20 protein-coding genes and 1 pseudogene are annotated in these 26,377 nt (G+C 55.0%); 16 read left to right on the top strand and 5 right to left on the bottom strand.

Annotation, left to right across the window (positions count from 1 at the left end):
* The first annotated feature begins 215 nt into the window (after positions 1-215).
* From slyA to ON072_RS12555, 5 genes are all read left to right on the top strand, one after another.
* Positions 216-683: a transcriptional regulator SlyA gene (gene slyA / locus ON072_RS12575; protein ID WP_025010189.1), complete on the top strand. Its 468-nt coding sequence runs from the start codon at positions 216-218 to the stop codon at positions 681-683.
* Between the two features lie 10 nt (positions 684-693).
* Positions 694-1,752 (top strand): HlyD family secretion protein, encoded by a 1,059-nt coding sequence (locus tag ON072_RS12570; protein ID WP_221052371.1) that lies wholly within the window; start codon positions 694-696, stop codon positions 1,750-1,752.
* An 8-nt stretch (positions 1,753-1,760) separates the two neighbouring features.
* Positions 1,761-2,789 (top strand): DUF2955 domain-containing protein, encoded by a 1,029-nt coding sequence (locus tag ON072_RS12565; RefSeq protein WP_025010188.1) that lies wholly within the window; start codon positions 1,761-1,763, stop codon positions 2,787-2,789.
* Between the two features lie 288 nt (positions 2,790-3,077).
* On the top strand, positions 3,078-3,632 hold the full coding sequence (locus tag ON072_RS12560; RefSeq protein WP_240517154.1) for a c-type cytochrome: 555 nt from the start codon (positions 3,078-3,080) through the stop codon (positions 3,630-3,632).
* 9 nt (positions 3,633-3,641) lie between these two features.
* Positions 3,642-4,694 (top strand): c-type cytochrome, encoded by a 1,053-nt coding sequence (locus ON072_RS12555; protein WP_107110432.1) that lies wholly within the window; start codon positions 3,642-3,644, stop codon positions 4,692-4,694.
* 229 nt (positions 4,695-4,923) lie between these two features.
* On the opposite strand, the gene ON072_RS12550 is transcribed toward ON072_RS12555, so the two are convergent.
* Positions 4,924-5,319: a hypothetical protein gene (locus ON072_RS12550; protein ID WP_101058420.1), complete on the bottom strand. Its 396-nt coding sequence runs from the start codon at positions 5,317-5,319 to the stop codon at positions 4,924-4,926.
* A 645-nt stretch (positions 5,320-5,964) separates the two neighbouring features.
* Here ON072_RS12550 and ON072_RS12545 point away from each other — a divergent pair.
* The 3 genes from ON072_RS12545 (at position 5,965) to ON072_RS12535 (ending at position 7,954) form a co-directional block, all read left to right on the top strand.
* Positions 5,965-6,345, top strand: coding sequence for a GFA family protein (locus ON072_RS12545; protein WP_025887959.1), 381 nt, complete (start codon positions 5,965-5,967; stop codon positions 6,343-6,345).
* A complete protein-coding gene (locus ON072_RS12540; RefSeq protein ID WP_081737167.1) occupies positions 6,342-6,554 on the top strand; it encodes a cysteine-rich CWC family protein in 213 nt (70 codons plus the stop codon). Before ON072_RS12545 ends, ON072_RS12540 begins: the two co-directional genes overlap by 4 nt.
* 62 nt (positions 6,555-6,616) lie before the next feature.
* The gene (locus ON072_RS12535; protein WP_261752680.1) at positions 6,617-7,954 is read left to right on the top strand and encodes a GGDEF domain-containing protein; all 1,338 of its coding nucleotides are present in this window, start codon (positions 6,617-6,619) and stop codon (positions 7,952-7,954) included.
* Between the two features lie 68 nt (positions 7,955-8,022).
* Here the strand turns inward: ON072_RS12535 and ON072_RS12530 are convergent, their stop codons facing one another.
* From ON072_RS12530 to uvrA, 4 genes are all read right to left on the bottom strand, one after another.
* Positions 8,023-9,828, bottom strand: coding sequence for a DEAD/DEAH box helicase (locus ON072_RS12530; protein WP_037475015.1), 1,806 nt, complete (start codon positions 9,826-9,828; stop codon positions 8,023-8,025).
* 169 nt (positions 9,829-9,997) lie between these two features.
* Positions 9,998-11,029: a M28 family peptidase gene (locus ON072_RS12525; RefSeq protein WP_261752679.1), complete on the bottom strand. Its 1,032-nt coding sequence runs from the start codon at positions 11,027-11,029 to the stop codon at positions 9,998-10,000.
* Positions 11,030-11,102: 73 nt separating this feature from the next.
* Complete coding sequence (locus ON072_RS12520) at positions 11,103-11,453, bottom strand: hypothetical protein (RefSeq protein ID WP_129586019.1); 351 nt, start codon at positions 11,451-11,453, stop codon at positions 11,103-11,105.
* A 7-nt stretch (positions 11,454-11,460) separates the two neighbouring features.
* The gene (gene uvrA / locus ON072_RS12515; RefSeq protein WP_101058423.1) at positions 11,461-14,283 is read right to left on the bottom strand and encodes an excinuclease ABC subunit UvrA; all 2,823 of its coding nucleotides are present in this window, start codon (positions 14,281-14,283) and stop codon (positions 11,461-11,463) included.
* A 221-nt stretch (positions 14,284-14,504) separates the two neighbouring features.
* Here uvrA and ON072_RS12510 point away from each other — a divergent pair, with 221 nt between their 5' ends.
* The 8 genes and pseudogenes from ON072_RS12510 to selB all read left to right on the top strand — a co-directional run.
* A complete protein-coding gene (locus tag ON072_RS12510; protein ID WP_025010184.1) occupies positions 14,505-15,872 on the top strand; it encodes an MFS transporter in 1,368 nt (455 codons plus the stop codon).
* A 34-nt stretch (positions 15,873-15,906) separates the two neighbouring features.
* Positions 15,907-16,632: a single-stranded DNA-binding protein gene (ssb, locus tag ON072_RS12505; RefSeq protein WP_025010183.1), complete on the top strand. Its 726-nt coding sequence runs from the start codon at positions 15,907-15,909 to the stop codon at positions 16,630-16,632.
* Positions 16,633-17,517: 885 nt separating this feature from the next.
* Complete coding sequence (fdnG, locus tag ON072_RS12500; RefSeq protein ID WP_093983768.1) at positions 17,518-20,532, top strand: formate dehydrogenase-N subunit alpha; 3,015 nt, start codon at positions 17,518-17,520, stop codon at positions 20,530-20,532.
* Positions 20,533-20,534: 2 nt separating this feature from the next.
* Positions 20,535-21,458 (top strand): formate dehydrogenase subunit beta, encoded by a 924-nt coding sequence (gene fdxH / locus ON072_RS12495; protein WP_025887978.1) that lies wholly within the window; start codon positions 20,535-20,537, stop codon positions 21,456-21,458.
* The gene (locus ON072_RS12490; protein ID WP_025887980.1) at positions 21,455-22,096 is read left to right on the top strand and encodes a formate dehydrogenase subunit gamma; all 642 of its coding nucleotides are present in this window, start codon (positions 21,455-21,457) and stop codon (positions 22,094-22,096) included. The genes fdxH and ON072_RS12490 overlap by 4 nt, the downstream gene beginning before the upstream one ends.
* Positions 22,097-23,011, top strand: coding sequence for a formate dehydrogenase accessory protein FdhE (gene fdhE / locus ON072_RS12485; protein WP_107110436.1), 915 nt, complete (start codon positions 22,097-22,099; stop codon positions 23,009-23,011).
* A 63-nt stretch (positions 23,012-23,074) separates the two neighbouring features.
* Positions 23,075-24,496, top strand: a complete 1,422-nt coding sequence (selA, locus tag ON072_RS12480; protein ID WP_096141197.1) for an L-seryl-tRNA(Sec) selenium transferase — start codon at positions 23,075-23,077, stop codon at positions 24,494-24,496.
* Positions 24,493-26,328 (top strand): annotated as a pseudogene (selB, locus tag ON072_RS21120) (selenocysteine-specific translation elongation factor); the annotation flags it as partial. The gene selA and the pseudogene selB, both read left to right, overlap by 4 nt.
* Between the last annotated feature and the right edge of the window lie 49 nt (positions 26,329-26,377).

The raw sequence follows: 26,377 nt of genomic DNA, 5'->3' as shown, positions 1-26,377 counted from the left end.
CGCTGGGCTCATTGTACCTTCACCGGGTCAAACAAGGTTGGAAAATTATAGTGGCCCTTGTGTTAACTGATTGCGACGTATGACAAATTTTTGTCCCGATCCGTTTACTTACTGAACAGATGTGCGAGGCAGATCGGGTTTATTTTCGATCGGCTATTTACTTAGCAGGCTAAATAAATAAAATACTTAGCCTGCTAATTAATCAGTTAATCAAGATGCACAGATATATAGAACAGCTGACCGAGACTTCTCTGGGAGAGCGCTTGGGGCGTTTACACAGGTTGTGGCGCATGGTCGCCGATAACGAGTTGGCGCCTCTGGGGCTGACCCATCCTCGCTGGACCGCGCTGTGGAAGCTGAGACGCATGGGCGACCACATCAGTCAGAAGCAGCTGGCCGAGTCTCTGGAGATAGAGCTGCCTTCTTTGATGCGTACTCTGGGGCAGTTGGAGCAGCAGGGGTTGATCACCCGCCACAGCTGCGAGCACGACAAAAGGGCTCGCATCGTTTCCATGACGGCCCAAGGAGAGGAAGTTATTCGCTCCATGGAAGCCAGAATCATCCAGGTGAGGGCCAAGCTGCTGGTGGGTATAGATCCGGATGAGCTGGCCCATTTTGAAGCCGTGATCACCAGGATTTGCGATAACGCCCAGCATCAGCTGCAGCAAGAACAAGATAAATGAGAGAGACTTTATGACGCCAGATCAACAATTTGCCAGACTCGTTAAAATTTCCATGGCAGGCTTTGTGCTGGTCTTTGCCTATTTCATGTTGGCGGATCTGGAGATGCCGCTGACGCCGCAGGCGATGGCGACCCGCACTGTGGTCAAGATAGCTCCTCAAGTGAGCGGCCCGGTGCAATCTGTGGCCGTGGCCAACAATCAACATATAGAGGCCGGTCAGTTGCTCTTCGCCATAGATCCGGCCCCCTTTGAGCTCGCGCTTGAGCAAGCCAAATTGGCGCTGGAGCAAGCGATGCAGGATAACGCCGAGCTGGATGCCGCCATAGAGGCTGCCAGAGCCGATGTCAGCGCCAATGAGGCCATGTTGCAACAGAAACAACGTGAGGCCAGGCGCCTGGATGCACTCTATGCCAGCAATGGTGTGTCACGCCAACTCAAGGATCAGGCGGATACTGATGCCAGTTCGGCGCTAGCCAAGTCGGCAGCCTCCAAGGCGCAGTTGGCCAAACTCAAGGTTTCCCGGGGAACAGCCGGGACAGAGAATCTCAAGTTGCGCCAGGCCCGCAGCCGTTTGGCTCAGGCGGAATTGGATCTGAGTTACACCAAGGTGCTGGCAGAGAACGAAGGCATAGTGACCAATCTGCAACTGGCCAGTGGCAGCATGGCCAACAAGGGCCAACCTGTATTGGCCCTGGTGTCGGAACAGCTGGATATCATTGCCGATTTTCGCGAGAAAACCCTCAGGGGAGTCGAACCTGGCACTGAAGCCTGGGTGGCGTTCGATGCCGAGCCAGGCAGACTCTACCCCGCCAGGGTCAGCAGCCGCGATGCCGGTGTCAGCGCCGGACAATTCGACGCCAACGGCATGTTGGCGACGCCGACCGAGTCGGATCGTTGGGTGCGGGATGCCCAGCGTCTGCGTTTGCACTTTGAACTCCTGGGTGAAGAACACCCCATGTTGGCGGCCGGCTCCCGTGCTACGGTACAACTACTGCCGGACAACAGTTTCTACCGTTTCATGGCCAAGCTGCAGATCAAGGCAATCAGCCTGCTGCACTATATCTATTGAGGTGGCCGATGATCCTGCGTCACCACCCCTTGACTCAGAATGAGCTGCGCCAGTGCCTGCGCATAGCCACCGGCGCCAGCCTGGGCTTTCTGATCTGTAAGCTGATGAATTGGAATTACGGGGTGTTTTACACTGTCACCCCCATGTTGTTGCTGGGACTGGTACCTGTGATGAACGGCCATGCGGCGCGTCAGTTGCTGGCTGCTGCGGCCATCTGTGGGATTGAGGTTGGCATCATAGGCGGTTTGCTTGGCAGCCATCCGGCACTGATGACCTTGATTGTCTTCGTACTGTTTCTGTATCGCTTTGCCTGTATGTCCCGTGGCGCTCTGTTTCTGTTTGGTGCCAACGGGGTGATCAGCCTCAGCATCATGCTGCATTTTGCCAGCTATCCGGATACCGATCTTAACGATCTCATCTTCGGTAACTTTTGGGCCAGTGTACTGTCTGTGCTGATAGCTTATTTGATGACAGTGCTGATCCCGGATGTTGAACCTCGCAGCGCTTATGTGCCCGGGCCCAAGCAGCCCCACAGAATGCGCCATGAAGCGCTGATGGGGGCCAGTGTTGCAACCCTGTCGTTTCTGATATTCCAGGCTTTTGATCTGCGCGACTCCATGTCGGCTCAGGCAACTACCTTGCTGTTGCTGTTCCCCATGCATTGGAATGGGGCTCTCGACTACGCCCGCAAACGGGCAATGGGCACTGTACTCGGGGTGGTATACGGGATGGCGGTGCAGCTGTTTCTGTATGATTGGTCCGGTGTGCTTTTGTTGGTCGTACCCATGCTCTGGTTCGGTACCCTGTTGTTTGCCCAAGCCCATGTCAAAGAGGCCAGCGGCTCGGCGGTGGGCTTTGGTGCCATGACCACTTTGGGAATACTGTTCGGCCAATACCTGACTCCGGGGAATGATCTGATCTTCAGTGCCCTGTATCGGGTGAGCAGCATTCTGGTGGCCATAGTCGGTACTTTACTGGCCTGTTACCTGTTACATCATTTTCTCAACAGTTTTGAGGCGACCCGCTTTGGAGAGTAATTGCCTCTAAACGAGAATCGTTATCCAATACATTGTTAGAAAAGGGTTTTTTATAAAACTCAAATCGTAAGCAAATATTTCAAAGGTTGGGATTTATTTGAGCTGCAAACCTTATGGCATCTGGATTGTGCCCGGTTGCCCTGGTTTTTTGATATTTATCGCAAACTTCTCATATATGTGATTTGGATCTATGCTATAGCCCTTACTCATAATGGGGGATAACAGATGAAATCAATCACGCTCGCCGCAGGTGGCCTGCTGCTGTTGGCTCAGTCCATAGGGACAGCCATGGCAGCACAACCGGCTATGCCACCACAGGCCGCGCTTTGTGGCAGTTGCCACGGCCCTCAGGGACAGGGCGTAGAGCCGCTGGGCCCAAGGCTCGCCGGACTTTCCAGCCAATATATTCAACAACAGATCAAGCTGTTCCAGGCGGGGACCCGCCAAAACGCCACTATGATGCCCATGGCAATGACTCTGCAGGGTGATGAGGTTATCGGCCAGGTGGCGGATTACTTCTCTGCCCAGAGCGTCGCCGAGGTCAAACCCAAGCTCAGAGGTGAGCAAGTGGTATTTGCCGATCCGACTGAAAAACTGGTGTATCAGGGCGACTGGACCCGGAACCTACCCGCCTGTGTAACATGCCATGGCCCGTCAGGTCTGGGTGGCGGCACTTTCCCAAGGCTTGCCGGTCAGCAAGCCAGCTACATCAAGACTCAACTGCACGCCTGGCAGGATGGCAGCCGTAAAGGTGATGTCGATGGCATGATGGAGCATGTTGCCAAACAGCTCAATAGCGCCGAAATCGACGCCATCGCCAGTTATTTTGCCAATCTCAAGTAAGGACGCAGCATGAAAAAATCTACTCTGTTTATCATGGGTGCTGTGGCCGCAATGACAGCTCAGGCCCAGGCCGAGAATCTTCCCGATCGCCAGGCGCAATTGCCTTCTTCTCCCAAGGTGGAGGGACAGGAATATCTTATCCCCAGACCGCTGGATACCATTCCGGCCGGTGCCTTTGGTGACAAGGTGCGCAAGGGCTATCAGCTGTTCGTCAATACTCAGCAACTGCGGGATAAATACGTCGGCAATGAGCTGAACTGTGTCAACTGCCACATGGATGCCGGCCGTAAGCCTAATGCTTCTCCTATCTGGGGTGCCTATTTCGCTTATCCTGCTTATCGGAAGAAGAATGATAAGGTCAACAGCTTCGAAGAGCGTATCCAGGGCTGTTTTACCTATTCAATGAACGGCAAGGCGCCAAAGAGCGGCAGCCCTGAGTTGGTGGCCTTGTCTGCCTATGCCTATTGGCTTGGGGTCGGTGGCTTGATGGATCAATACGGCGTCAACGGCGAAGTGCCTGAACTGGCCGATGCCGAGCTTATCAAGGGCGGCAAACGGGAAGACTTCCCTATTCCTGAAGCCATTAAGCAGCAATTGACGGTAGAGCAACGCGCCAATCTGCCGGGCCGGGGTTACCCTTCAATCCCCAAACCTGAGCAGGCCTATGACCCTGCCCGTGGTGAGCAGGTTTATCAGGCCCATTGTCAGGCATGTCATGGTGCCGATGGCCAAGGTCAGGCGATAGCCGGTGTATATGCCTTGCCACCTCTTTGGGGGCCTCAGAGCTTTAACTGGGGCGCCGGAATGCACAGGGTTAACACGGCTGCCTTCTTTATTCACGAGAATATGCCACTGGGCAAGAGTATGCAGCTAACCACTCAGCAAGCCTGGGATGTGGCTGCCTATATCAACTCCCATGAGCGTCCTCAGGATCCCCGCTTCAAAGGAAAGCTCGAGGAAACCCAAGGCAAGTATCACAAGCATGCCGGTTACTATGGTAAAGAAGTAAAGGGTATCTTGCTGGGCAAAGAGGCTTATCCAGTCTTCCCCAAGAAGCAGTAAGCTCAGAGCCTTAATCTATTCAGCGCGCCCATAGGCGCGCTTTTTTATACCTGGCTGCAAGGAGTAGGGATTGCAGCTCTGCTGGCTATAGACCGATGAGAGGACAGGCATTGAATAGCCGAGAGGGCATAGAAAGAAATAGAAAGGCCGGTCTCAGGGGGATGACCGGCCTTGGATACTGATGGGCTCAAACGGAGATGAGCCCAGGCATCATACTCTGCTTAGATGATCAGAGGTTATTTTCCAGGTACTGGCGGATAGCTGTGTCGTTAAAGACACAGGCGTGGTTGCCGCCGAAACCGACTTCGAGTGCGAAAACGCCATCGCCGATACGCATGTTCTTGGCGTCTTCGGCATTGTCGTTGATGTTCTTGATATGCAGGGTCTTGATCTGCGCAACAATCTCTTCCTTGGCGTCCTGGTCGTTGGCGAGTTCTCTGAACGCGGATTTGACACGATCCAGTGCATAGGTGGGCACGTACATGATCTCTTTGGCGCTGTCGAAGCTATCCCAGTCAAAGGTTACGTCCAGGTCGGCATCCAGAATGCTCTTTATGTCCTGCTTGAACTCAACCACATACTGCTCTTCGATAGAGCGCTTCCATTGCTTTTCTTGTAAACCCATTATTTCCTTCTCTATAAGTTGAGGAGAGCGCGTACTGGCCACTCAAGCAACCGATTTACGCCCCCAAATCATATCCCTTGGTTTGTTTCCAAGGAGGTAAACCGGGGCCAGTCTACCTACTTTGTGGCATGGGATCCATAGGGTTATGACCGAAAAATGCTTCCTTAAAAATAAATTAAAAACTCAGCTAATCAATGAGATTGGTTGTTTTGCTCCGATAGTATGCGATTTGTTCGCTATCAGAAACATTCGTTGGCAACACCTCGGCGGTGATGACAAATCCTCGGTGCCATAGGGGCGGTAAGCCGCCTGATAGCGCTATTATCAATAGAGCAACCATTATCAACATTATCGGTTCAGGCATGGATTTGAGAACTTCAGCTTCAGGAACTCGAAGCCGAATGTTCCATTATGGCATCTGGAATAGTGGCAATTTACTGTAACAATATCGGGTGAAATGCTTACCCATTGTCAGGAGGATAAGCATAGAATGAATGCCTGAACGGAGAATTATTTAGCTTGGCAGTTCAGCTTCTGTCTATTGGCAAGGGTTTTTCCCTGGGGCAAGATGAAATAAGCCGTATGCCGTTTTGCTTGAATTTTCAGCATAAGCTTGCCCGATAAAACAGGATTACAGGGATTGTCATGACTCAGACTCACTATATTGCCCGTTGCCATTGTGGCGGGATTCAGTTGGCGCTCACTTTTCCCAAGGGAGTCAACAATGTTCGCCGTTGTGATTGCTCCATGTGTCGCCGCCGCGGCGCGCCGGTAGCCTCTGTGTCCTTGGCCAATCTCAAGCTGGTGAGCGGCGCAGAGCTGCTCAGCTGTTATCAGTTCAATACCCATACCGCCAAACACTATTTCTGTAGTCGCTGCGGTATCTATACTCACCATCAAAGGCGCTCAAACCCACAAGAGTACGGCATTAATCTGGGGTGCATCGACGAGTTGGATCCCTTTGCCTTCAAGGATGCTCCCGTGATGGATGGCATCAATCATCCCGCTGACAGGGAGGCCTTATGACAGATAAGTCTGCCGCCCTGTGCCCCGTCTGCAGGCAAGCCAATCAATGCGCCATGGCGGCAGGTACAGATCCTGCGCTTTGCTGGTGCATGCAGGCTGACTTCAGCTACCTGGAGTTGGCGCTGCGGAATATCCCACGCCATAGCTGTATCTGTAGTCGTTGCCTGCAGGAGTTAAAGCAGGAAAAATCCACTGTTCCAAAAAGTTAGGCATGTTAACCTAGGTCAACTACAATGACCTCAGCGTAATGGGCAAGGAACTGCAAATCAGCGTGAATTCAGTGTATTTGGCGTATTTGGCCAACCTCCTCCTCTTCTCGATTCCTCCGCTGTATCTGGCAACTTTGCCGCCCATGGTGCGCAGGGTAGGTCTATATAGCTACTTGTCCATTATTCTGCTCATTGGTGGGGTATTGGGCGGCGTATACGCCTTTCCCCTGGCCGATGGCCTGACACTTTCCGGTGGCAGCATGGCTTACGGTGCCTTTATGATGACGGCCGTCATGCTATTAATCACCGAACGGCGCGAGTATGTTTTTCACTATCTGCTCAGGTTGCTGATATCGGTCAATCTATTTGTCTTTTGCGGTTTCGAGTTCCTGCTATGGGTGCTGGAAAGCCCGAGTATGGTCAATTTCAACAATCTGAACCCGGATCTGTTTCGGGTTTCGTTGTGGATGATGTTGCTGGGCGGTACCATGATAGCCCTGCAATTTCTGCTGATGATGCAGCTGTTTATCTGGCTCAAGAAATGGCTCAAGACCTTGGCCGCCGTGACCGGAGTCTACACCTTGGTGTTTATTCTGGTGCTTTGTCTCGATGGGGTAGTGTTTCCCTTGATCCTTGTCGGACTGGAGCCTGAGTTAATCGAAAAAATGATCAGTAATCTGCGCGGAAAGCTGGTGCTGGCCATCTCTTTCAGCTTGCCTTTACTGCTGTTTTATTGGCTGTTTCGCAATAATTTGCGCGCCTTTATCCGCACGCCACTCACTATGCGCAAACTCCTGTATGTGAGCCGGGATCAGCTTATCCGCGAGCTCAATGCCAGCCACTCAGAGGCCAGTCGCCTCAAGGAAGACAATGCCCAACTGGCGAAACAGTCGCAGCAGGATCATTTGACAGGCCTGTCCAATCGCCGCCATTTCGATGATAGATTCCAGTATTACTGGCTCCATAGTATGCAGGAAGGGGAGCCTTTCTCACTGGTGATCGGCGATATCGATTTTTTCAAGCGTTACAACGACAGATATGGCCATCAGCAGGGGGATCGTTGCCTGCAGCAGGTTGGTGCGCTGTGGCGGCGCTATCTCTTGTCTCATGGTGCTCTGGTCGCGGCCAGGATAGGCGGTGAGGAGCTGGCGGCGCTGTTTCCGGGTAAGAATGAAGCTCAGGTCAAACACTTGCTACAAGGGTTTATTGAGGCGCTGCTGGCGCTGGGGATAGAGCATAAAGACTCTGAGGCGGCAGCTGTGGTAAGTATGAGCCTGGGAGTTGCCTGCCACTTGCCAAACCAGAATCATGCCCCATCAGAGTTGTTTGCCCAAGCCGATGAGGCCCTTTATCGCGCCAAGACATTGGGGCGTAACCGGGTTGAAGCCGCATCCGGCTGATGTTTTGTTGTTAACCGTGAAGCCGATACAAAAAACCACCCTTGAGGGTGGTTTTTCATTGGCGGATATCAGCCGCGGTCGTCACGACGACGGGGCTTACGATCCGGACGGCGCTCTCCAGAGTGTTTGCGAGGGCGACGAGCCGGGCGCTGTTCACCTTCGAAGCTCTGGCTGCCGGCTTCACGGATATTGATAGGTTTGCCACATACCCGTACTTTCTTCAGGTGTGCCAGTACGTCTTTAGGCATGCCAGCGGGCAGATCGACTGTGGTCAGGGTATCGAACAACTGGATCTGGCCTATGTAACGGCTGTCTATGCTGGCTTCATTGGCGATGGCACCAACGATATTGCCTACACCTACACCGTGTTCACGACCCACATCCAGCACGTAACGGCACATCTGTAGATCCGGGTTGTCCTTCAGGGAATCGGCCTTGCCGAGATCGCCGGGAACCGGACGAGAGTCACGACGGCGCGAACCACGCTCTTCCCGTGAACCACGATCGTCGCGTGAGCCGCTGCGCTCATCACGGCTGTCACGCTGACGCTCTTGGATCGGAGGCAACTGCAGCGGACGCTCTTGCTGTACCTGGTGCAGCAGCGCAGCTGCCAGAATATCTGTGTCCACTTCCAACTGCTGACACAGCTGAGCCACGGCGCCTTTCATAAAGTCCAGCTCTTCGTTGGCTATGATGGCAGCAACCTGTTCGCCCAGGCGTGACAGACGGCGCTCGGCCACAGTCTCGGGGCTTGGAACCTTCATCGGGGAAATACGGCTGTTGGTGGCACGCTCAATGGTGCGCAGCATGCGCATCTCTCTGTGGGTCACAAACAGAATCGCCATCCCGGTACGACCGGCGCGGCCGGTACGACCAATACGGTGTACATAGGCTTCGGTATCGTAAGGGATGTCATAGTTGACCACGTGACCGATACGCTCAACGTCCAAACCACGGGCGGCAACGTCGGTGGCAATCAAAATGTCCAGCTTACCGGACTTGAGTTGATCCACGGCGCGCTCACGGGCCTGTTGATTCATATCACCGTGCAGTGGTGATGAGGCGTAACCGCGGGCTTCCAGCTTTTCGGCCAGTTCCACACAGGAGTTACGGGTACGCACAAAGATGATGATACCTTCGGTGTTTTCCACTTCGAGCACACGTACCAGGGCTTCCAGTTTGTTGTGCTGAGACACCTGTACAAAACGCTGCTCGATGGAGTCAACAGTGGTGTGGCTGGCGGCAATGCTGATGGTGGCAGGGTTGTTCAGGTGCTTGTTGGCAACCCGCTTGATCTGCTCAGGCATGGTGGCAGAGAACAGTGCCAGCTGACGCTCGGCCGGAGTATGATCCAAGATCCACTCGATATCGTCGATAAAGCCCATTTTCAGCATTTCATCGGCTTCATCCAGCACCAGAGCCTTGAGGCTGTCGAGCTTGAGGGTGCCACGGCGCATATGGTCCATGACCCGGCCTGGAGTACCAACAACTACCTGAGGGCCGCGACGCAGCGCCTGCAGCTGTTGGTGCATGCTTTGACCGCCATAGATAGGCAGTACATGGAAACCTTTCATGAATTTGGCATAGCTTGAGAAAGCTTCAGCTACCTGTACCGCCAGTTCGCGGGTTGGTGCCAGCACCAGAATTTGCGGTGCGTTGAGGTTATGATCTGTTGCATTAAGCAGAGGCAGAGCAAAGGCGCCGGTTTTACCCGTACCTGTCTGTGCCTGGCCGAGAATATCCTGGCCCGCCATCAGGGGGGCGATACTCGCAGCTTGAATTGGGGTCGGGTTCTCGTAGCCGAGCTCATCTAGAGCACGCAGCAACGCCTCGGAGAGGCCGAGTTCTCGGAAAGTTTTTTCACTGGATGACATGGGTTGTAGCCTTGTGGACGCGTCTGGATGACGCAGAAAGTTTCACAGACAGAAAATCAACCCCGTGTCGATTTCCCGCACCGAAAACGCCAGATTATAACAGCGAAATCTGCTTCTTTCCACGGCTAAAGGAATTTTTATGGCAAATTTAAAGCAAATAGTAGGCCAACTATCGGTTTTGTAACTGCTTAGTTGGCAGTCGCAGCAACTGTTCCGCCGCCTCGGCCACGGCGCCGATGAAAGGATAATCCAGTCTGTCTGCCGTGTCGTCACGGGTATGGTACTGGGCGTGGGCTGGAACGCCGAAATAGAGCCAGGGGATCCCAGCCTGGTGGAAGGGATAATGATCCGAGGCCCTGAGCCAATCGGTACGCTGCACGCTGCGACCAATAGGGCGCGGATGACTGGGACGAATGCACAGCCCTGTGCCCGCCATCAGTGCGGCGCTGAAGTCATCATAGTGGTGGAAATAGCGGCTGCCTTCGAGGTAGATGGCATAAGGAAGCCCGGGCCTGCCTATCATATCCAGATTGACCGCCAGCGAGATGTGCTCGGCAAAACCGCTCTGTTGCAATGCGCTCACCAAGGCCTTGCTGCCATAGAGTCCCGGCTCTTCGGCGTCACTGGCAATAAACAGCAGGTTGTAGCGACTGGGCGCTTGTTTGACTCTCTGGGCGATGGCCAACAAGGCCGCCACGCCAGAGGCGTTGTCGTCGGCTCCCGGATAAAAGCCCGGGCCGCGATCGCCCAGATGATCATAGTGGGCAATCAGCAGGCGCCACTCAGTGGTCGGCTGGGCAGCCGGCAGCCAGCCCAGCAGGTTGATGCCCCGAGCGTCGGCAAAGCCATCGACATAGTTGAATGAGTGTTGAAAGCCGCTCAGAGTCTCGGCCAGGGGCGGAAATACCGAAGTGGGTGGCTGCAGGCCGATTTGTTCAAAGCGTTCCGTGAGGTACTCACGGCTGAACGACGCCCCTTGGGTGCCGGTGCGCCGACCTTGCAGCCTGGGCGAGGCCAGCACTTCGACATCCTGTTGCAACTGCTTCGTCTCGGCCCAGCTCAGCAGAATCTCACCGCCGCAGCGTTCGGGCGAGCTGCTGCAACCGGCAGCAAGCGCCGGCAATATCAATAGGAGTGCCCACAGCGGGGGAGGGATAGAGAGTCCCCACATCTGCGGGCGGATAAAGAGTGTCATCGGCATCCTGCCTCCGGCAACGGCAATCAACTCAAGCTATGTTGCAGTTTATACCATTCCCCAAGACGGGTTTGCCTGCTTATTTGGCGAGTTGTGCCATGCCGCCCTGATAGCCGGGCGGTGGGGTGTTGCCACCGCGGCTGGCGGAAGGTGTCTCAGTTTCCGCTCGGCCCTTGAGCTTGAACACCTCAATACCCGACACCAAATGACGCTTGGCGCCTATGGTGACCAGAGTCGCCGGGGGCAAGGCACTGGGTTCAACCAGCGCCGTGCGGCCATCGGGCAGGGCAACTGTAGTGCCGTCCGGGCCGGAATGCACTACTTCACCCAAATAGCGTTTGCAGTTACCCACCAAGGGATCAAAAGCCGCCAGCAATAAACCCGCCATACAGATAACCAGGGCTAATAACAGCAGTCTGTTGCCTGTCACAGTCACCTCACAGCATAGGTTTAAGGAAGCGGGCGGTATGGGACTCTGGATGCTCGGCTACCTGCTCCGGGGTGCCGGCCACCAGAATGGTACCGCCACCCGAACCGCCTTCCGGCCCCAGATCCACTATCCAGTCAGCGGTTTTGATCACATCCAGATTGTGTTCAATCACCACTATGGTGTTGCCCTGGGACTTGAGCCTGTGCAGTACATCCAGCAGCAGCTGGATATCGGCAAAGTGCAGCCCTGTGGTGGGTTCATCCAGAATATAGAGGGTCTTGCCGGTATCCCGCTTCGACAGCTCTTTAGCCAGTTTGACCCGCTGAGCCTCGCCGCCGGAAAGGGTAGTGGCGCTCTGGCCCAAACGTATATAAGACAGACCAACATCCATCAGGGTTTGCAGTTTACGGGCAATGGCCGGCACCGCATCGAAGAACACACGGGCTTCCTCGACCGTCATCTGCAGCACTTCGTGAATGTTCTTGCCCTTGTACTTCACTTCCAGCGTTTCACGGTTGTAGCGCTTGCCCTTACAGACATCGCAAGGCACGTACACATCCGGCAGGAAGTGCATCTCTACTTTGATAAGGCCGTCACCCTGACAGGCCTCACAGCGGCCGCCCTTGACGTTGAAGGAGAAACGCCCCGGCTGATAGCCGCGGGTACGGGATTCCTGAGTCGCCGAAAATAGCTCGCGGATCGGGGTAAATATGCCGGTATAGGTGGCCGGGTTGGAGCGCGGCGTGCGGCCTATGGGGCTCTGATCTATATCCACCACCTTGTCGCACAGTTCCATGCCCTCGATACGCTCATAAGGCGCCGGCTCTTCGGCGGTGGCGCCGTTGAGCATGCGATGGGCAATCTTGAAGAAGGTGTCGTTGATCAGGGTGGACTTGCCTGAGCCGGATACCCCGGTGACACAGGTCAGCAGCCCGACAGGGATCTCCAGATCCACCTGCTTGAGGTTGTTGCCGCTGGCACCGAACAGCTTGATCATCTTGCCGGGATCGCAGGGCACCCGACCTCCGGCCACAGTGATCTTTTTCTTGCCGGACATATATTGACCGGTGACAGACTCTTCACAGGCCATGATGGCGTTGATGTCTCCGTCACAGATCACTTCACCGCCATGAACCCCGGCGCCTGGGCCGATATCGATAATATGATCCGCCATGCGGATGGCGTCTTCATCGTGTTCGACCACTATCACAGTGTTGCCCAAGTCCCGCAGGTGAGTGAGGGTGTTGAGCAGGCGCTCGTTGTCGCGCTGATGCAAACCAATCGAAGGCTCATCGAGTACATACATCACCCCGACCAGACCGGCGCCGATTTGGCTGGCCAGGCGGATCCGCTGCGCCTCGCCACCTGAGAGAGTTTCTGCCGAACGAGATAAACTCAGGTAGTTGAGGCCGACATTGACCAAAAAGCCCAGGCGATCGCCCACTTCCTTGAGGATCTTCTCGGCTATCTGTGCCTTTTGCCCTTCAAAGCCCAGGGTGGCGAAGTAGTCGCTGGCCTCGCCAATGGACCAAGTGGTCAACTCCGGCAGATTGATATTGCCGATAAACACGTTGCGGGCCTCTTCGCGCAGGCGTGAGCCGCCACAGCTGGAACAGGCCTGGTTGCTGATATATTTGGCCAGCTCTTCACGCACCGAGTTGGACTCTGTCTCCCGGTAGCGTCTGTCCATGTTGTTGAGGATCCCCTCGAATGGATGGTTGCGAACCACTACATCGCCGCGGTCGTTGATATAACGGAAGGCGACATTCTCTTTGCCTGAGCCATAGAGCACTATCTTCTTCACCTTGGCGGGGAGATCGCCAAAGGGGGTTTCCACATCGAAGCCGTAATGCTCGGCCAGTGAGGTGAGCATCTGGAAATAGTAGAAGTTGCGTCTGTCCCAGCCACGAATGGCGCCGCCGGCCAGCGACAGCTCGTCGTTGGTGATCACCCGATCGGGATCGAAAAACTGCTGTACCCCGAGGCCGTCACAGGTCGGGCAGGCACCCGCGGGGTTGTTGAAGGAAAACAGCCTGGGTTCCAACTCGGCCATGGAGTAACCACAGTGAGGGCAGGCGAAGTTGGCGGAGAACAGCAACTCTTCATTGCTGCCTTCCTCCATGCTGGCCACAGTGGCCACACCACCGGAAAGCTCCAGTGCGGTTTCGAAAGATTCCGCCAGCCGCTGCTGCAGATCTTCGCGTACCTTGAAGCGGTCAACCACCACATCGATATTGTGTTTGACGTGCAGATCCAGTGGCGGCGGGTCGGACAGATCGCACACCTCGCCATCGATCCGGGCGCGAATATAGCCCTGGGCCGCCAGGTTCTCCAGTAATTTGACATGCTCACCCTTGCGGCCCTGCACTACGGGAGCCAACAGCATCAGGCGCTCGCCTTCGGGGCGTTCCAGCACCTTGTCTACCATCTGGCTGACAGTTTGTGCCGCCAGCGGTTGGCCGTGAACCGGGCAACGAGGCTCGCCCACACGGGCAAACAGTAATCTGAGATAGTCGTAGATTTCGGTAATGGTTCCCACGGTAGAACGGGGGTTGTGGGAAGTGGACTTCTGTTCAATCGAGATCGCCGGGCTCAGACCTTCGATATGATCCACATCCGGTTTTTCCATCAGGCTCAAAAATTGGCGGGCATAGGCCGACAGGGATTCCACATAGCGCCGCTGACCTTCGGCGTAGAGGGTATCGAAGGCGAGAGAAGATTTACCCGAACCAGATAAGCCTGTAATAACAATGAGTTTGTCTCGGGGAATGGTCAGATTGATGTTCTTGAGATTGTGGGTTCTGGCACCGCGAATGTCTATCTTGTCCATCAGTCTCTACTTTGGCTAATCACTGGAGAAAAAGAGCACAAGTATCACATATTTTGCGCTGTGCCGATAGCGGCGACGCATTTGTCCTACTGACACCATACTGTCAGTAGCAAGCCCTCAGACGTGGGCAGAGGGCGACTTGGGTTTTTCTCTTTGAGCTGTTCAAAACCTTCGTGGTAACATGCGCTCCCTTAAAAAATTCTTAATCCAGGGCAAAAACTATGGCCAACGGTGGACTTTCCGGCACAGAAAGAAAAGTCGCGTTCTCATTAGCCAGTGTATTTGGGCTGCGCATGATGGGCTTGTTCATGATCATGCCTGTCTTCGCGCTCTATGGACAAGATCTCAAAGGCTTCTCACCTCTGTGGGTGGGTATTGCCATCGGCGCCTATGGTCTGACTCAAGCGATACTGCAGATCCCCATGGGGATACTGTCAGACAGAATTGGCCGCAAGCCGGTGATCCTCGGTGGCCTGTTGGTGTTTGCTCTCGGCAGTGTCCTGGCGGCCATGTCCGACAGTATTTACGGCGTTGTCGCCGGCCGCGCCTTGCAGGGTATGGGGGCCATCGCCGCCGCCGTGCTGGCATTGGCGGCAGATCTCACCCGGGATGAGCAACGCACCAAGGTGATGGCCATCATAGGCATGTGTATAGGTTTCTCCTTTGCCTTGTCGCTGCTGGTAGGGCCTGTGGTGGCGCAGCATCTTGGGCTATCGGGCTTGTTTGCCCTGACTGCTGGCTTGGCGCTGCTGGGTATGCTGATAGTGCAGTTGCTGGTGCCCAACCCTGTGGCTCATGCGCCCAAGGGCGATACCATGGCGGAACCGGGCAAGCTGAAAAATATGCTTAAAGATCCGCAGTTGTTTCGCCTTGATGCCGGTATTTTTATTCTGCATTTGGTGCTGACGGCGGTATTCGTGGCATTGCCGCTGGACTTGGTGGACGCCGGCCTTGCCAAAGAAAAGCACTGGATGTTGTACTTCCCGGCCTTTGTCGGCGCCTTCTTTTTGATGGTGCCGCTGATCATCATCGGCGTGAAGCGCAATAATACCAAGGGCATGTTCCAGTTGGCCCTGCTGATCATGTTGGCTGCCTTGCTGGCGATGGCGCTGTTTTCCCATAGTCTTTGGGTGCTGGCGGTAGCCATAGTGGCCTTCTTTACCGGCTTTAACTACTTGGAAGCCTCGCTGCCCAGCCTGATCGCCAAATTTTGTCCCGTGGGTGCCAAAGGTTCGGCCATGGGGGTGTATTCCACCAGTCAGTTTCTCGGTGCCTTCTGTGGCGGTTTGCTCGGTGGGGGCGCCTATCAAATCATGGGCGCCGCCGGAGTGTTTACCGTGGCGGTCGTGCTGTTAATTATCTGGCTGGCATTGACCCTGGGAATGAAAAATCCAGTGCTGCTCAAGAGTTACACTCTGGAGGCCCAGGTGAATGGCCGCGAGCATGCGCAGAAGATGGCCGCCGAGCTGTCTGCACTGCAAGGGGTTGCCGAAGCCATAGTGGTTTTGGAAGAAAAAGTCGCCTACCTCAAGGTGAACGATCAATTCGATTTAAGACAAGCCAGAGCTGTGTTAGGCTCTGTCAATTAAGCTAAGTATTACGTGAAAATCGCAGGAGATTTCGATGGCCAGTCGTGGTGTTAATAAGGTAATTCTGGTGGGCAATCTGGGACAGGACCCAGAGGTGCGCTACATGCCAAACGGCAACGCCGTAGCGAATATCACAGTGGCCACCAGTGAGTCATGGAAAGACCAGCAGGGCCAACAGCAAGAGCGTACCGAGTGGCACAGGGTTGTCATGTTCGGCAAGCTGGCTGAAATTGCCGGTGAATATCTGCGCAAAGGCTCGCAAGTGTATCTGGAAGGCAAGCTGCAGACCCGCAAGTGGAAAGATCAGAGCGGTCAGGACAAGTACACCACTGAAGTGGTTGTTGATATGGGCGGTACCATGCAGATGCTGGGTGGCCGTAACCAAAACCAAGGCGGTATGAGCCAAGGCGGCAATCAGGGTGGTATGAACCAAGGTGGTATGAACCAAAGCCAAGGTAGTTACGGTGGTGGTCAGGCACAGTCTCAATCTCAATACAATGCGCCACAGCAGTCCGGCGGCTATCAGCCCAAGCCTGCTCAGCAACCACAACAGCCACAACAGCCACAACAGCAGTACAACGCGCCGCAGCAGCAAAGCTATGGTCAGCAGCAGAACTCAGGTTATGCGCCCAAGCCACAGCAGCCCGCGCCGCAACAACAGGCTGCTCCGCAGCAGCGTCCGGCACCACAGCCTCAGCCACAACAGCAGAACTACACGCCGGATCTGGATGACGGCTGGGATGATGATATCCCGTTCTGAGGTATACCGGAGATAGGCTCTTGTGCTTGATACCGCAAAAAGCCACTGCAACCGCAGTGGCTTTTTGCTTGGTGCCTTTCGAGCTATAGTCGCGGCTCTTTTTGTGGTAATCGTTTGAGGCTCGAAAGCGGGCCATTGCTTGTTTGGCTCCGTCTCCTTGGAGGCCTTTAGCAATATTATCGGCGTCATGGACGGTTTACTGAGATGCTTTCCTGATAGGTACAGATGCGCTTTTGGTCTCAAGTCAGTGCCCGCTATGCCTGATTCGCCAATAGCAGCAGGATATTTTTGATAAAAATTGACAATCTTTACATTTGTGAGTGGCTTATCTGTCGTTTAGTGTTTGACGGTTTTTTAGACGGTGGGTCAATTTGACTTGATGACAGTTATTCTGTTTCCCCGGCTGTCCATTGCAGATAGTGTGAAAGTGTTACTGATGTAATACTTTGTTTTATCTGTTATATTCCTGCGTTCTGTTATTTCCCCTTGTGCTTGTTGTCGGCTTTTTTAGCGCAACCCTTTTCTATTTCCCGTCGATTGAGCCTCAGTTAATGGTGCTTTATCCTGCCTTTTTCGCTGTTGGGACAAAATTTACCTATATGTTTGGACAAAATGTCTTTCAGTGTATTTTTTGTTAATTTTGGTTTTATAAACTGATTTTAGTTTATTTATTGACTTTTTGTTCTGCTTGATTCTATTTTTGTGGTTCAATTTGTCATAGCTATTCCTTTGTGATCTCAGTCTCGTGTCATTATTTGTTATCCTGAGTTTCTTTAAGGATAATCTTACACAGAGTGTGGTCTTTGGTTCGACTGCACTTGGCAGGTCGCAGCCAAGGGCTGCGACCCCAATCAAAACTCATAACGACAAGAGTGTGAGGACGCTATGAACAGACGTCAGTTTTTCAAACTGTGCGCTGCCGGGGCGGCAACTTCAGCCATATCTGCGCTGGGGTTGTTGTCCGAGAAGGCTTATGCCGCAGTTCGGGAATTCAAACTACTCAGAGCTAAAGAGACCCGCAACAACTGCCCGTATTGCTCGGTGGGTTGTGGCTTGCTTATGTATAGCCAAGGCAGCGGTGGCAAAAACTCTGAACATGCCATTTTTCATATTGAAGGTGATGCCGATCATCCGGTAAACCGCGGGGCGCTCTGCCCTAAAGGCGCAGGCCTGGTGGACTATGTTAACAGTCCGCACCGTCTGCAGTACCCTGAGTATCGCGCTCCGGGCACCAATGAATGGAAGCGCATCAGCTGGGGCGAAGCTTACAAGCGTATCGCCCGTTTGATGAAAGACGACCGTGATGCCAACCTGATTGAGAAAAACGCCGATGGCGTTACAGTCAACCGTTGGTTGACCACAGGGATGATGACTTCATCCGGTATGGCGAACGAGAGTGGTCTTGCGACTCAGAAGTTTGCTCGTTCTCTCGGCCTAGTCGCCATCGATACCATTGCACGTAACTGACACTCCCCAACGGTAGCAAGTCTTGCTCCAACATTTGGGCGCGGTGCCATGACCAACCATTGGATCGACATCAAGAACTCTAATGTAGTGATAATTATGGGCGGTAATGCTGCAGAAGCGCACCCTGTCGGTTTCGGCTGGGTTACAGAAGCTATGCAACATAACAATGCCAAATTGATTGTGGTTGACCCTCGCTTCAACCGTAGTGCCGCTTTGGCCGATCACTATGCTCCTATCCGCTCAGGCACAGATATTGCCTTCTTGCTGGGTGTGATCCGCTATCTGATCTCCACCAACCAGATCAACTTCGACTATGTGAAGGCCTATACCAACGCCAGCTATCTGGTGCGGGAAGACTTTGAATTCCACGAAGGTCTGTTCTCCGGTTTCGATGAAGAGAAGGGCGACTACAACAAAGAATCCTGGTTCTATCAACTCGACGAAGACGGCTATGCCAAGGTGGATGAATCCCTTGAGCACCCACGTTGTGTATGGAACCTGCTGAAAGAGCACGTAGAACGTTACGACTTTGCCACTGTCAGCAACATCACAGGGACGCCGGTAGATGACTACCAGGTGGTCTGTGAGGCGATTGGCAGCACTTATACCAAAGACAGGGTTGCGACCTTTATGTATGCCCTGGGTTGGACTCACCATAGTAAGGGTGCGCAGAATATTCGTACCATGGCCATGGTGCAGTTGCTGCTGGGCAATATTGGTCAGTTGGGTGGTGGGGTTAACGCCTTGCGTGGTCACGCCAACGTTCAGGGCTCAACCGATATGGGTCTGCTGGCGCAGAGTCTGCCGGGCTACGTTAAACTGCCCAACGACAATGAACCCACTTTGGCCGCTCACCTGGCAGCGCATACGCCCAAGCCTTTGCGTCCGGGTCAAACCAACTACTGGCAAAACTATCCCAAGTTCTATGTCTCTTTGCTGAAAGCGTTCTGGGGCGATAACGCGACCCCTGAAAATGACTTCGGTTACGACTGGTTGCCGAAATGGGATCAGATGTATGACTTTGGCCGCTACCTCGACATGATGTATCGCGGTCAGATCAACGGTTGTATCGTGCAAGGGGTTAACGCAATTAACTCTATGCCCAACCGTAACAAGAACCTCAAGGCGCTGAGCAAGCTCAAGTACTTGGTCGTGCTGGACAACTTGTCATCTGAAACCGCAACCTTCTGGCAAAACGAACCCGGCTTCAACGAAGTCGATACCGCCAGTATCCAAACGGAAGTGTTCCGTCTGCCCACAACCTGTTTTGCCGAGGAAGAAGGTTCCATCGTCAACTCGGGTCGCTGGATGCAGTGGCACTATAAAGGCGCCAATGCTCCCGGCGAAGCCATGGCCGACTCGGAAATCGTTGCCGGCATCTTGCTGGAGCTGAAAAAGCTGTATCGCGAAGAGGGCGGTAAACTGCCTGAGCCTGTGGCTGCGGTTAACTGGGAATACACAGATGCCCATAACCCGAGCTCTGTTGAGCTGACCAAAGAGTTGAACGGATACGATGTTAACACCGGCCGTCAACTGAGCAGCTTTACTGAACTCAAGGCCGATGGCAGCACCGCCTGTGCCTGTTGGATCTATGCCGGTTCCTGGACCGAGCAAGGCAACCAGATGGCGCGTCGTGACAATCACGATCCATCCGGCAAGGGGATTACCCCGGGATGGGCATTTGCTTGGCCTGCCAACCGTCGGGTGCTCTACAACCGAGCCTCTTGTGATGTCAACGGTAAGCCATGGGATCCAAAGCGCACCATAGTCGAGTGGAAAGATGGCAAGTGGGAAGGCATAGACGTGCCTGACTTCAACGCCAAGCTCAATCCACAGGACAGTGCACACCCATTCATCATGCAGCCGGAAGGGGCGGGCCGTTTGTTCGCGCTGAAGCTGCTGAAAGAAGGGCCGTTCCCTGAACACTATGAACCGGTGGAATCACCAATCGGTACCAATCCATTGCATCCGAAAGTGGTGCACAGCCCAGTGCTGCGTTGGTTTGAGGGTGTGAAAGAAACCATAGGTACCAAAGACGAGTTCCCATACGCCTGTACCACTTACTCGCTCACAGAACACTTTAACTTCTGGACGACTCACTGCCGTTTGGCGGCGATCTCCATGCCAGAGACCTTTGTGGAAATGAACGAGCAGTTGGCGGCAGAAAAAGGCATCAAGAATGGCGACTGGGTGAAAGTGAGCTCCAAGCGTGGCCACATTCTTACCAAAGCCTTGGTGACCAAGCGTTTGCGGCCACTGCAGGTCAATGGTCAAACGGTACACACCTTGGGTATTCCACGTCACGGTAGCCATAACGCCCTCACCAAGAAGGCTTATAGCTGTAACGTGCTGACTACCGAAATGGGTGATGCCAACACGGGTGTTCCTGAGTACAAAGCGTTCCTGGTGAACGTTGAGAAGGCGGAGGTCTGATAATGGCAACACAAGATATTATTCGACGCTCCGGCACCTCAGCGGCAACGCCGGCATCGCAAACTCGGATTGGTGACGTCAAGCAGGTCGCAAAACTGTTTGATGCGACCAAGTGTAACGGCTGTAAGGCCTGTCAGGTGGCATGCTCTGAATGGAACGATCTGCGCGAGGAAGTGGGCAGTTTCGAGGGAAGTTATCAAAACCCGATGAAACTCTCAGGCCAGGTCTGGACCCTGATGGAGTACAACGAGGTGATGGACGAGCGCAATAAGCTGCGCTGGCAGTTCACTCACTCTGCCTGTATGCACTGTGCCGATCCCGCCTGTCTCAAGGCGTGTTCGACCGCAGGCGCCATTGTGCAGCATGTCAATGGGGTGGTGGACTTCGATTCAGACAAGTGTATCGGTTGCGGTTATTGCGCCAGCGCTTGTCCGTTCGATATCCCCAAAATCGATCCCAAGGACAACAAGGCCTACAAGTGCACCATGTGTTCCGACCGTCTGGCGGTCGGGCTGGAGCCTTCCTGTGTCAAGACCTGTACTACAGGCGCGCTGCGTTTCGGTACCCGTGAAGACATGTTGTTCTATGCCGATAAGCGGGTGGCCGAACTCAAGGAGCGTGGCTTTGCCAAGGCCGGGCTGTACAACCCTGAGGGTGTGGGTGGCACAGGGATGATGATGATATTGCACGATGTCACTCAGCCTGAAAGCTACAACATGCCGGAAGATCCGCAGATCCCACTGTCTGTCACTCTGTGGCAGGACTGGGTCAAGCCTCTGGGTACCGTGGGGATCCTGGCAACAGCCGCTGTAGCTTGTCTGCACAAGATCACCGTTGGCCGCAACATAGTCGAAGAGGATCAACCCGGTTATCAGCCGCCTGAAGACGATCAGCAAGCGGCTCAGAAAGAGGAGGACGGCAAATGAGCGAGCATCACAAGCAAGAGATGATAGTGCGTCATAAGCTGTTCGACCGTATCTGCCACTGGTTTATTGTGGCGGCAGGTTTAGTCACTTTCCTGACCGGTTTTTCGTTCTTTTATCCGTCCTTCCAGTGGTTGGGTGGTATTGCAGGCACGCCTCAATTGGCGCGCTTCATCCACCCCATTGCCGGGTTGTTTATGTGTCTGCCGCTGATGCTGATGTTGGTGCGTTACTACCATCACAACAAGTGGGAGAAGAACGACCTGAAATGGATGCTGGCCATCAAGGACGTGATGTTTGAGAACGAGGACAAGATCCCGCCTATCGGCCATTACAACCCTGGGCAAAAGGTGCTGTTCCGTGCGTTTGTGGTGACATCTATCGTACTGACTGTCACCGGCTTCATCATGTGGCAGCCCTATTTTGCACCTTACTTCTCAGCCACTACCGTGGGCTGGGCCATTCTGCTGCACGCCGTCTGTGCCCTCATCATGTTGATTTTCGTGATGGTGCACTTCTGGATGGCGACCTGGGTAGAAGGTTCGGTCGCGGGCATGCTCTACGGCAAGGTCTCCAAGGCCTGGTGCCGTAAGCACCACCCCAGAATGCTGGAAGAAGATTCGGAAGCGGAGAAACATTAAATGAGTCATACAGCCGAGATACCCCTGGCCCCCGGCAGCGAGTCGCCGCTGGAACTCAAACCACTGAAAGCCGCCGACCCTGCCAGCGTCTATCTGCGCAGAGCCAAGCGTTTGGAAGTGTTGGCCAAGGACTCGCCGCTGGCTGATTACCTGGAGCTGTGTCGCCGTTTGGTCGCTGTACAGGCCAAACTGGCGGCGAAGGAAGACTTCGGTCTTCCTCCAGCCTGGGACAAGTCCGAGGGCGAGCCCCTCACCGACTTGGGTCCCAGCGCCGACAGCTATTGGCAGAGCTTACTGCAGCAGTTGCTCAGTGAACTCCTGCCGCAGGTGGATGAGTCGGTCGCCCGGGTGCTGCGTCTTTTGATGCAACAGGCACCCGAGCAATTGAGTGCCTGGGGGCAGGCGCTGCGTCAGGGCAACCTGAGTACAGTGCCCGCCAGGTTCAGTCTGTTTCTGTGGGCCGCTATGGGGCTTTATTGGTCTCATTGGGCGCCGGCAGTTATTCAGCGCATGGATCAGCGCAGGGTCGAACAGCAGAGCCTGTGTCCGGTCTGTGGCAGCCATCCGGTTGCCAGCGTGATAGTCGATGAACCCAGAGCCGGTTTGCGTTATCTGCATTGCAGCCTGTGTGAGAGCGAGTGGCACTACATACGTGCCCACTGCACTTGCTGCGGGCATGACAAGGAGATGAACCTCTGGTCTCTGGACGACTATCAGGCCAATGTTCGCATCGAAAGCTGCGAGGCTTGTCATGGTTATACCAAGATGATGTTCCTCGAAAAGGCGCCGCTGATGGATGTGGCCGCCGATGATTTGGCGACCCTGATGCTCGACAGTCAGCTCAATGAGAAAGGCTATGGTGCTACCACAGTCAATCCCTTGTTGCTGGCCCACGAGACAGAAGACAGCGAGTAACCAAGCCAGTAAGAAAGCCGGGAGGGCTCAGGCCCTCCCTTTATTCAGTCAATGATGAAACAGATGATGACCCAAACTGCCGATACTCTCAAAGATCTCTATCGGGCCTTGCCTTCCATGGATAGCCTGCTGGCCGAGCCGGCGCTGGCCCCACTGCTGAGCCGCTTTGGCAAGGCCGCCGTCAAACAGGCGCTGGATGGACAACTTCGGCTGGCAAGAGCCGGGATAGGCAGCGAGCAACGCCTGCCTGAGTGGTGTCACTCACACCAAACCCTGTATGGCATTTTGGTTGATCAGCTGTCCAGCGATTATCGCCACAGTTTAAGGCCGGTATGGAACCTCACCGGCACCCTGCTGCACACCAACCTGGGACGGGCGCAGCAATCCGAGGCGGCCATCGAGGCCGTCACTTCTGTGATGCGTTACCCAACTCCGCTGGAGTTTGAGTTGCAGGCCGGCAAGCGCGGCCACAGAGACAATGCCGTCAGCTCGCTTATTCACCGCCTCACCGGCGCCGATGCCTGCTGTGTGGTCAACAACAATGCCGCCGCTGTGCTGTTGATGCTGTCGGCGGTGGCTGCCGGTAAAGAGGTGATAGTTTCCCGCGGTGAGCTGGTGGAGATAGGTGGTGCCTTCCGGATCCCCGACATCATGCGTCAGGCCGGGGTTACCCTGGTGGAAGTGGGCAGCACCAACCGTACCCACCTCAGGGATTACGAGCAGGCGATAACCGAAAACACCGCTGCCATCATGAAGGTACACACCAGTAACTACCATATTCAGGGCTTTACCGCCTCGGTGGAAGAGTCGCGGCTGGCGACACTGTGCCGCGAGCATGATATTTCGCTGATCTCGGATCTCGGCAGCGGTTCGCTCACCGACTTGCGCCGCTTCGGGCTCAAGCAGGAGCCCACTCCCCAGGCGATGCTGGCCGATGGGGTCGACTTGGTGAGCTTCTCCGGCGACAAGCTGCTCGGTGGCCCTCAGTCGGGGCTGATTGTTGGCAAACAGTCGCTTATCAACAAGTTGCAAAGCCATCCGCTCAAACGGGCGCTGCGCTGCGATAAGCTGATTCTGGCGGCGCTGGAAGCCACACTGATCCATTATCTCAACCCGGAAACCCTGGATACTGAACTGCCTATGATGGCCAAGTTCGGCCGCAGCCAGCAGCAACTCAAACTGCTAGGCAGCCGTTTGCACCAGGCGTTGCAGCCCCTGTTTGCCCCCGGCTATCAACTGGAGCTGGTGGAGTGCCGCACCCAGGTGGGCAGCGGCTCACAGCCGGATACCTTCCTGCCTTCGGTGGCACTGGCGTTCAGCGCCAATCCGGGCGCTAGCCTGATTGAGCTTGAGCAACACTTCAAGCAGGCGGAGCGGCCGGTGATCGGCCGGATCAGCAATGAGCAACTGCTGCTGGATCTGCGCGGGGTCGACGATGAAACCGAGTTACTGGCCGAGCTGAGCACTCTGGGAGTGTCGCTGTGATCCTGGTAACTGCCGGCCATGTAGACCATGGCAAGACCAGCCTGATTCGGGCCCTGACAGGGCAGAATACCGACAGATTGCCGGAAGAGAAACGCCGCGGCATGACCATAGATCTGGGTTATGCCTTTATGCCGTTTGCCGACGGCCAGCGACTGGCCTTTATCGATGTGCCTGGCCATGAAAAGTTTATCAACAACATGCTGGTGGGCGTCAGTCATGCCAGACACGCGCTCTTGGTACTGGCCTGTGACGACGGCGTGATGCCGCAGACCCGTGAACACCTGCAGATTTTAGCCATGTTGCCGCTTAAGAGCCTGACGCTGGTGCTCACCAAGAGTGACCTGGTGGAGCGGGCCCGCATTGATGAAGTGGCTGCAGAGAGTGAGGCGCTGCTCTGTGAGTTTGCCCTCAAGGCCTCCGGTGTGTTTAGCGTTTCGGCCAGCAATGGCCAGGGGATCGATTCACTCAGAGAGCATATTCTGGCGCTGGCATCGAGCGAGCTACAGCTTGAGAAGGCTGGCGTCGCCACAGACGCGCAGCAGGCCTTTCGCATGACCCTGGATCGCGCCTTCAGCGTCAAAGGCGCCGGTTGGGTGGTCACGGGCACAGTGATCAGTGGCAGTGCCAATGTCGGTGATAACCTCTACAGCTCGGGTCAGAAAGACAAGCTGAGGATCCGCGGCATTCACTGCCAGGGGCAGGAGTCGCAGACGGCGCTGCCGGGCACCCGGGTCGCCCTCAATCTCAGTGGCGTCGATAACCACAGAGCGCCGCAGCGTGGCGATTGGCTCAGCAACTTGCCGCAGCCGGACGCCTGTGGCCGCCCTGTGGTGCAGATCCGTGCCTTTGAGCCAGTGACTCACTGGCAGAGCGTACATTGCCACCACGGCGCCGATCATACTCTGGGACGCATATCCCAACTGACCGAGGCCGATGAGCGCGGCTACTGCCTGGCTGAACTGGTGCTGGATAAGCCACTGATGTTGTGCCAGGACGACCCCATAGTGCTGCGTCATGCCAGTGGCAAGCATACCCTGGGCGCCGGCAGAGTACTGGCACTCACAGTGCCCAATCGCAAGAAACGCACCGAAGAGCGGCTCGCTCTTCTTGGCCGTCTCGCCGACGCCGAAACTCCGGCCGCGGCTCTTACCCTTCTAGGCCGGCAGCAGGCCTTGGCCGTGCCTGACTTGGCCTGGCGCTGGCAGTTGACCGAAGCTGGTTTGAGTCGGGTCATCGAAGAATCCGGACTCAGCCGCCATGGCGGTTTCCTGTTGGCACCTGAACTGCTTGAGGCCGAGCAACAGCACTATCTGTCCTTGCTGGAGCAATACCATCAGCAGCACCCGGATCAATTGGGGCTGGGGCGCAACCGCCTGCTGCGCATGAGTCACAGCAAGTTGCCATCGCCGCTGGCCGGTTTGATCCTGGAGCGCCTCTGTCGCGATCGCCGCATGGTGCTGCGCGGCGCCTTGCTGCAGTTGCCGCAGCACAGAATGACCTTGGATCCCAAAGCCGAAGCCTGTTGGCAGCGTTTATCTCCTTGGCTGGAGCAGCAGGATACCCCTGTGTGGGTCACGGAAATGGCCGAATATCTTGAATTGGAGCCGGGGGAGCTGCGGCCGCTGTGTTTCCAGTTGGTGCAGCAGGGGTTTATCACCGCCGTGGTGAAAGACAGATATCTGCTCAGCAGTAAGCTGTGCCACTACGCCGATCTTATTCGCGGTCATTTAGAGCTAAAGGGACAACTGGAAACCGCCGAGTTCAAGGCGATGGTAGGTCTTGGCCGCAAGGTGAGTATTCAACTGTTGGAGTTCTTCGATCGCAGCGGTTTTACTCGCAGGAAGTATCGCAGTAACAGTCGGGAGATCCGGGACGCTGAAC

This window comes from Shewanella sp. K8 (assembly GCF_028823715.1).
Taxonomy (GTDB): Bacteria; Pseudomonadota; Gammaproteobacteria; order Enterobacterales; family Shewanellaceae; genus Shewanella; species Shewanella algae.
The sequence above is the reverse complement of the archived record's forward strand: the minus strand, read 5'-3'. Positions and strand labels throughout refer to the sequence as shown.

Coding starts and splice junctions, on each gene's coding strand:
- slyA (WP_025010189.1), top strand. CDS start 216: ATGCACAGATATATAGAACAGCTGACCGAGACTTCTCTGGGAGAGCGC.
- ON072_RS12570 (WP_221052371.1), top strand. CDS start 694: ATGACGCCAGATCAACAATTTGCCAGACTCGTTAAAATTTCCATGGCA.
- ON072_RS12565 (WP_025010188.1), top strand. CDS start 1,761: ATGATCCTGCGTCACCACCCCTTGACTCAGAATGAGCTGCGCCAGTGC.
- ON072_RS12560 (WP_240517154.1), top strand. CDS start 3,078: ATGGCAGCACAACCGGCTATGCCACCACAGGCCGCGCTTTGTGGCAGT.
- ON072_RS12555 (WP_107110432.1), top strand. CDS start 3,642: ATGAAAAAATCTACTCTGTTTATCATGGGTGCTGTGGCCGCAATGACA.
- ON072_RS12550 (WP_101058420.1), bottom strand. CDS start 5,319: ATGGGTTTACAAGAAAAGCAATGGAAGCGCTCTATCGAAGAGCAGTAT.
- ON072_RS12545 (WP_025887959.1), top strand. CDS start 5,965: ATGACTCAGACTCACTATATTGCCCGTTGCCATTGTGGCGGGATTCAG.
- ON072_RS12540 (WP_081737167.1), top strand. CDS start 6,342: ATGACAGATAAGTCTGCCGCCCTGTGCCCCGTCTGCAGGCAAGCCAAT.
- ON072_RS12530 (WP_037475015.1), bottom strand. CDS start 9,828: ATGTCATCCAGTGAAAAAACTTTCCGAGAACTCGGCCTCTCCGAGGCG.
- ON072_RS12525 (WP_261752679.1), bottom strand. CDS start 11,029: ATGCCGATGACACTCTTTATCCGCCCGCAGATGTGGGGACTCTCTATC.
- uvrA (WP_101058423.1), bottom strand. CDS start 14,283: ATGGACAAGATAGACATTCGCGGTGCCAGAACCCACAATCTCAAGAAC.
- ON072_RS12510 (WP_025010184.1), top strand. CDS start 14,505: ATGGCCAACGGTGGACTTTCCGGCACAGAAAGAAAAGTCGCGTTCTCA.
- ssb (WP_025010183.1), top strand. CDS start 15,907: ATGGCCAGTCGTGGTGTTAATAAGGTAATTCTGGTGGGCAATCTGGGA.
- fdxH (WP_025887978.1), top strand. CDS start 20,535: ATGGCAACACAAGATATTATTCGACGCTCCGGCACCTCAGCGGCAACG.
- ON072_RS12490 (WP_025887980.1), top strand. CDS start 21,455: ATGAGCGAGCATCACAAGCAAGAGATGATAGTGCGTCATAAGCTGTTC.
- fdhE (WP_107110436.1), top strand. CDS start 22,097: ATGAGTCATACAGCCGAGATACCCCTGGCCCCCGGCAGCGAGTCGCCG.
- selA (WP_096141197.1), top strand. CDS start 23,075: ATGATGACCCAAACTGCCGATACTCTCAAAGATCTCTATCGGGCCTTG.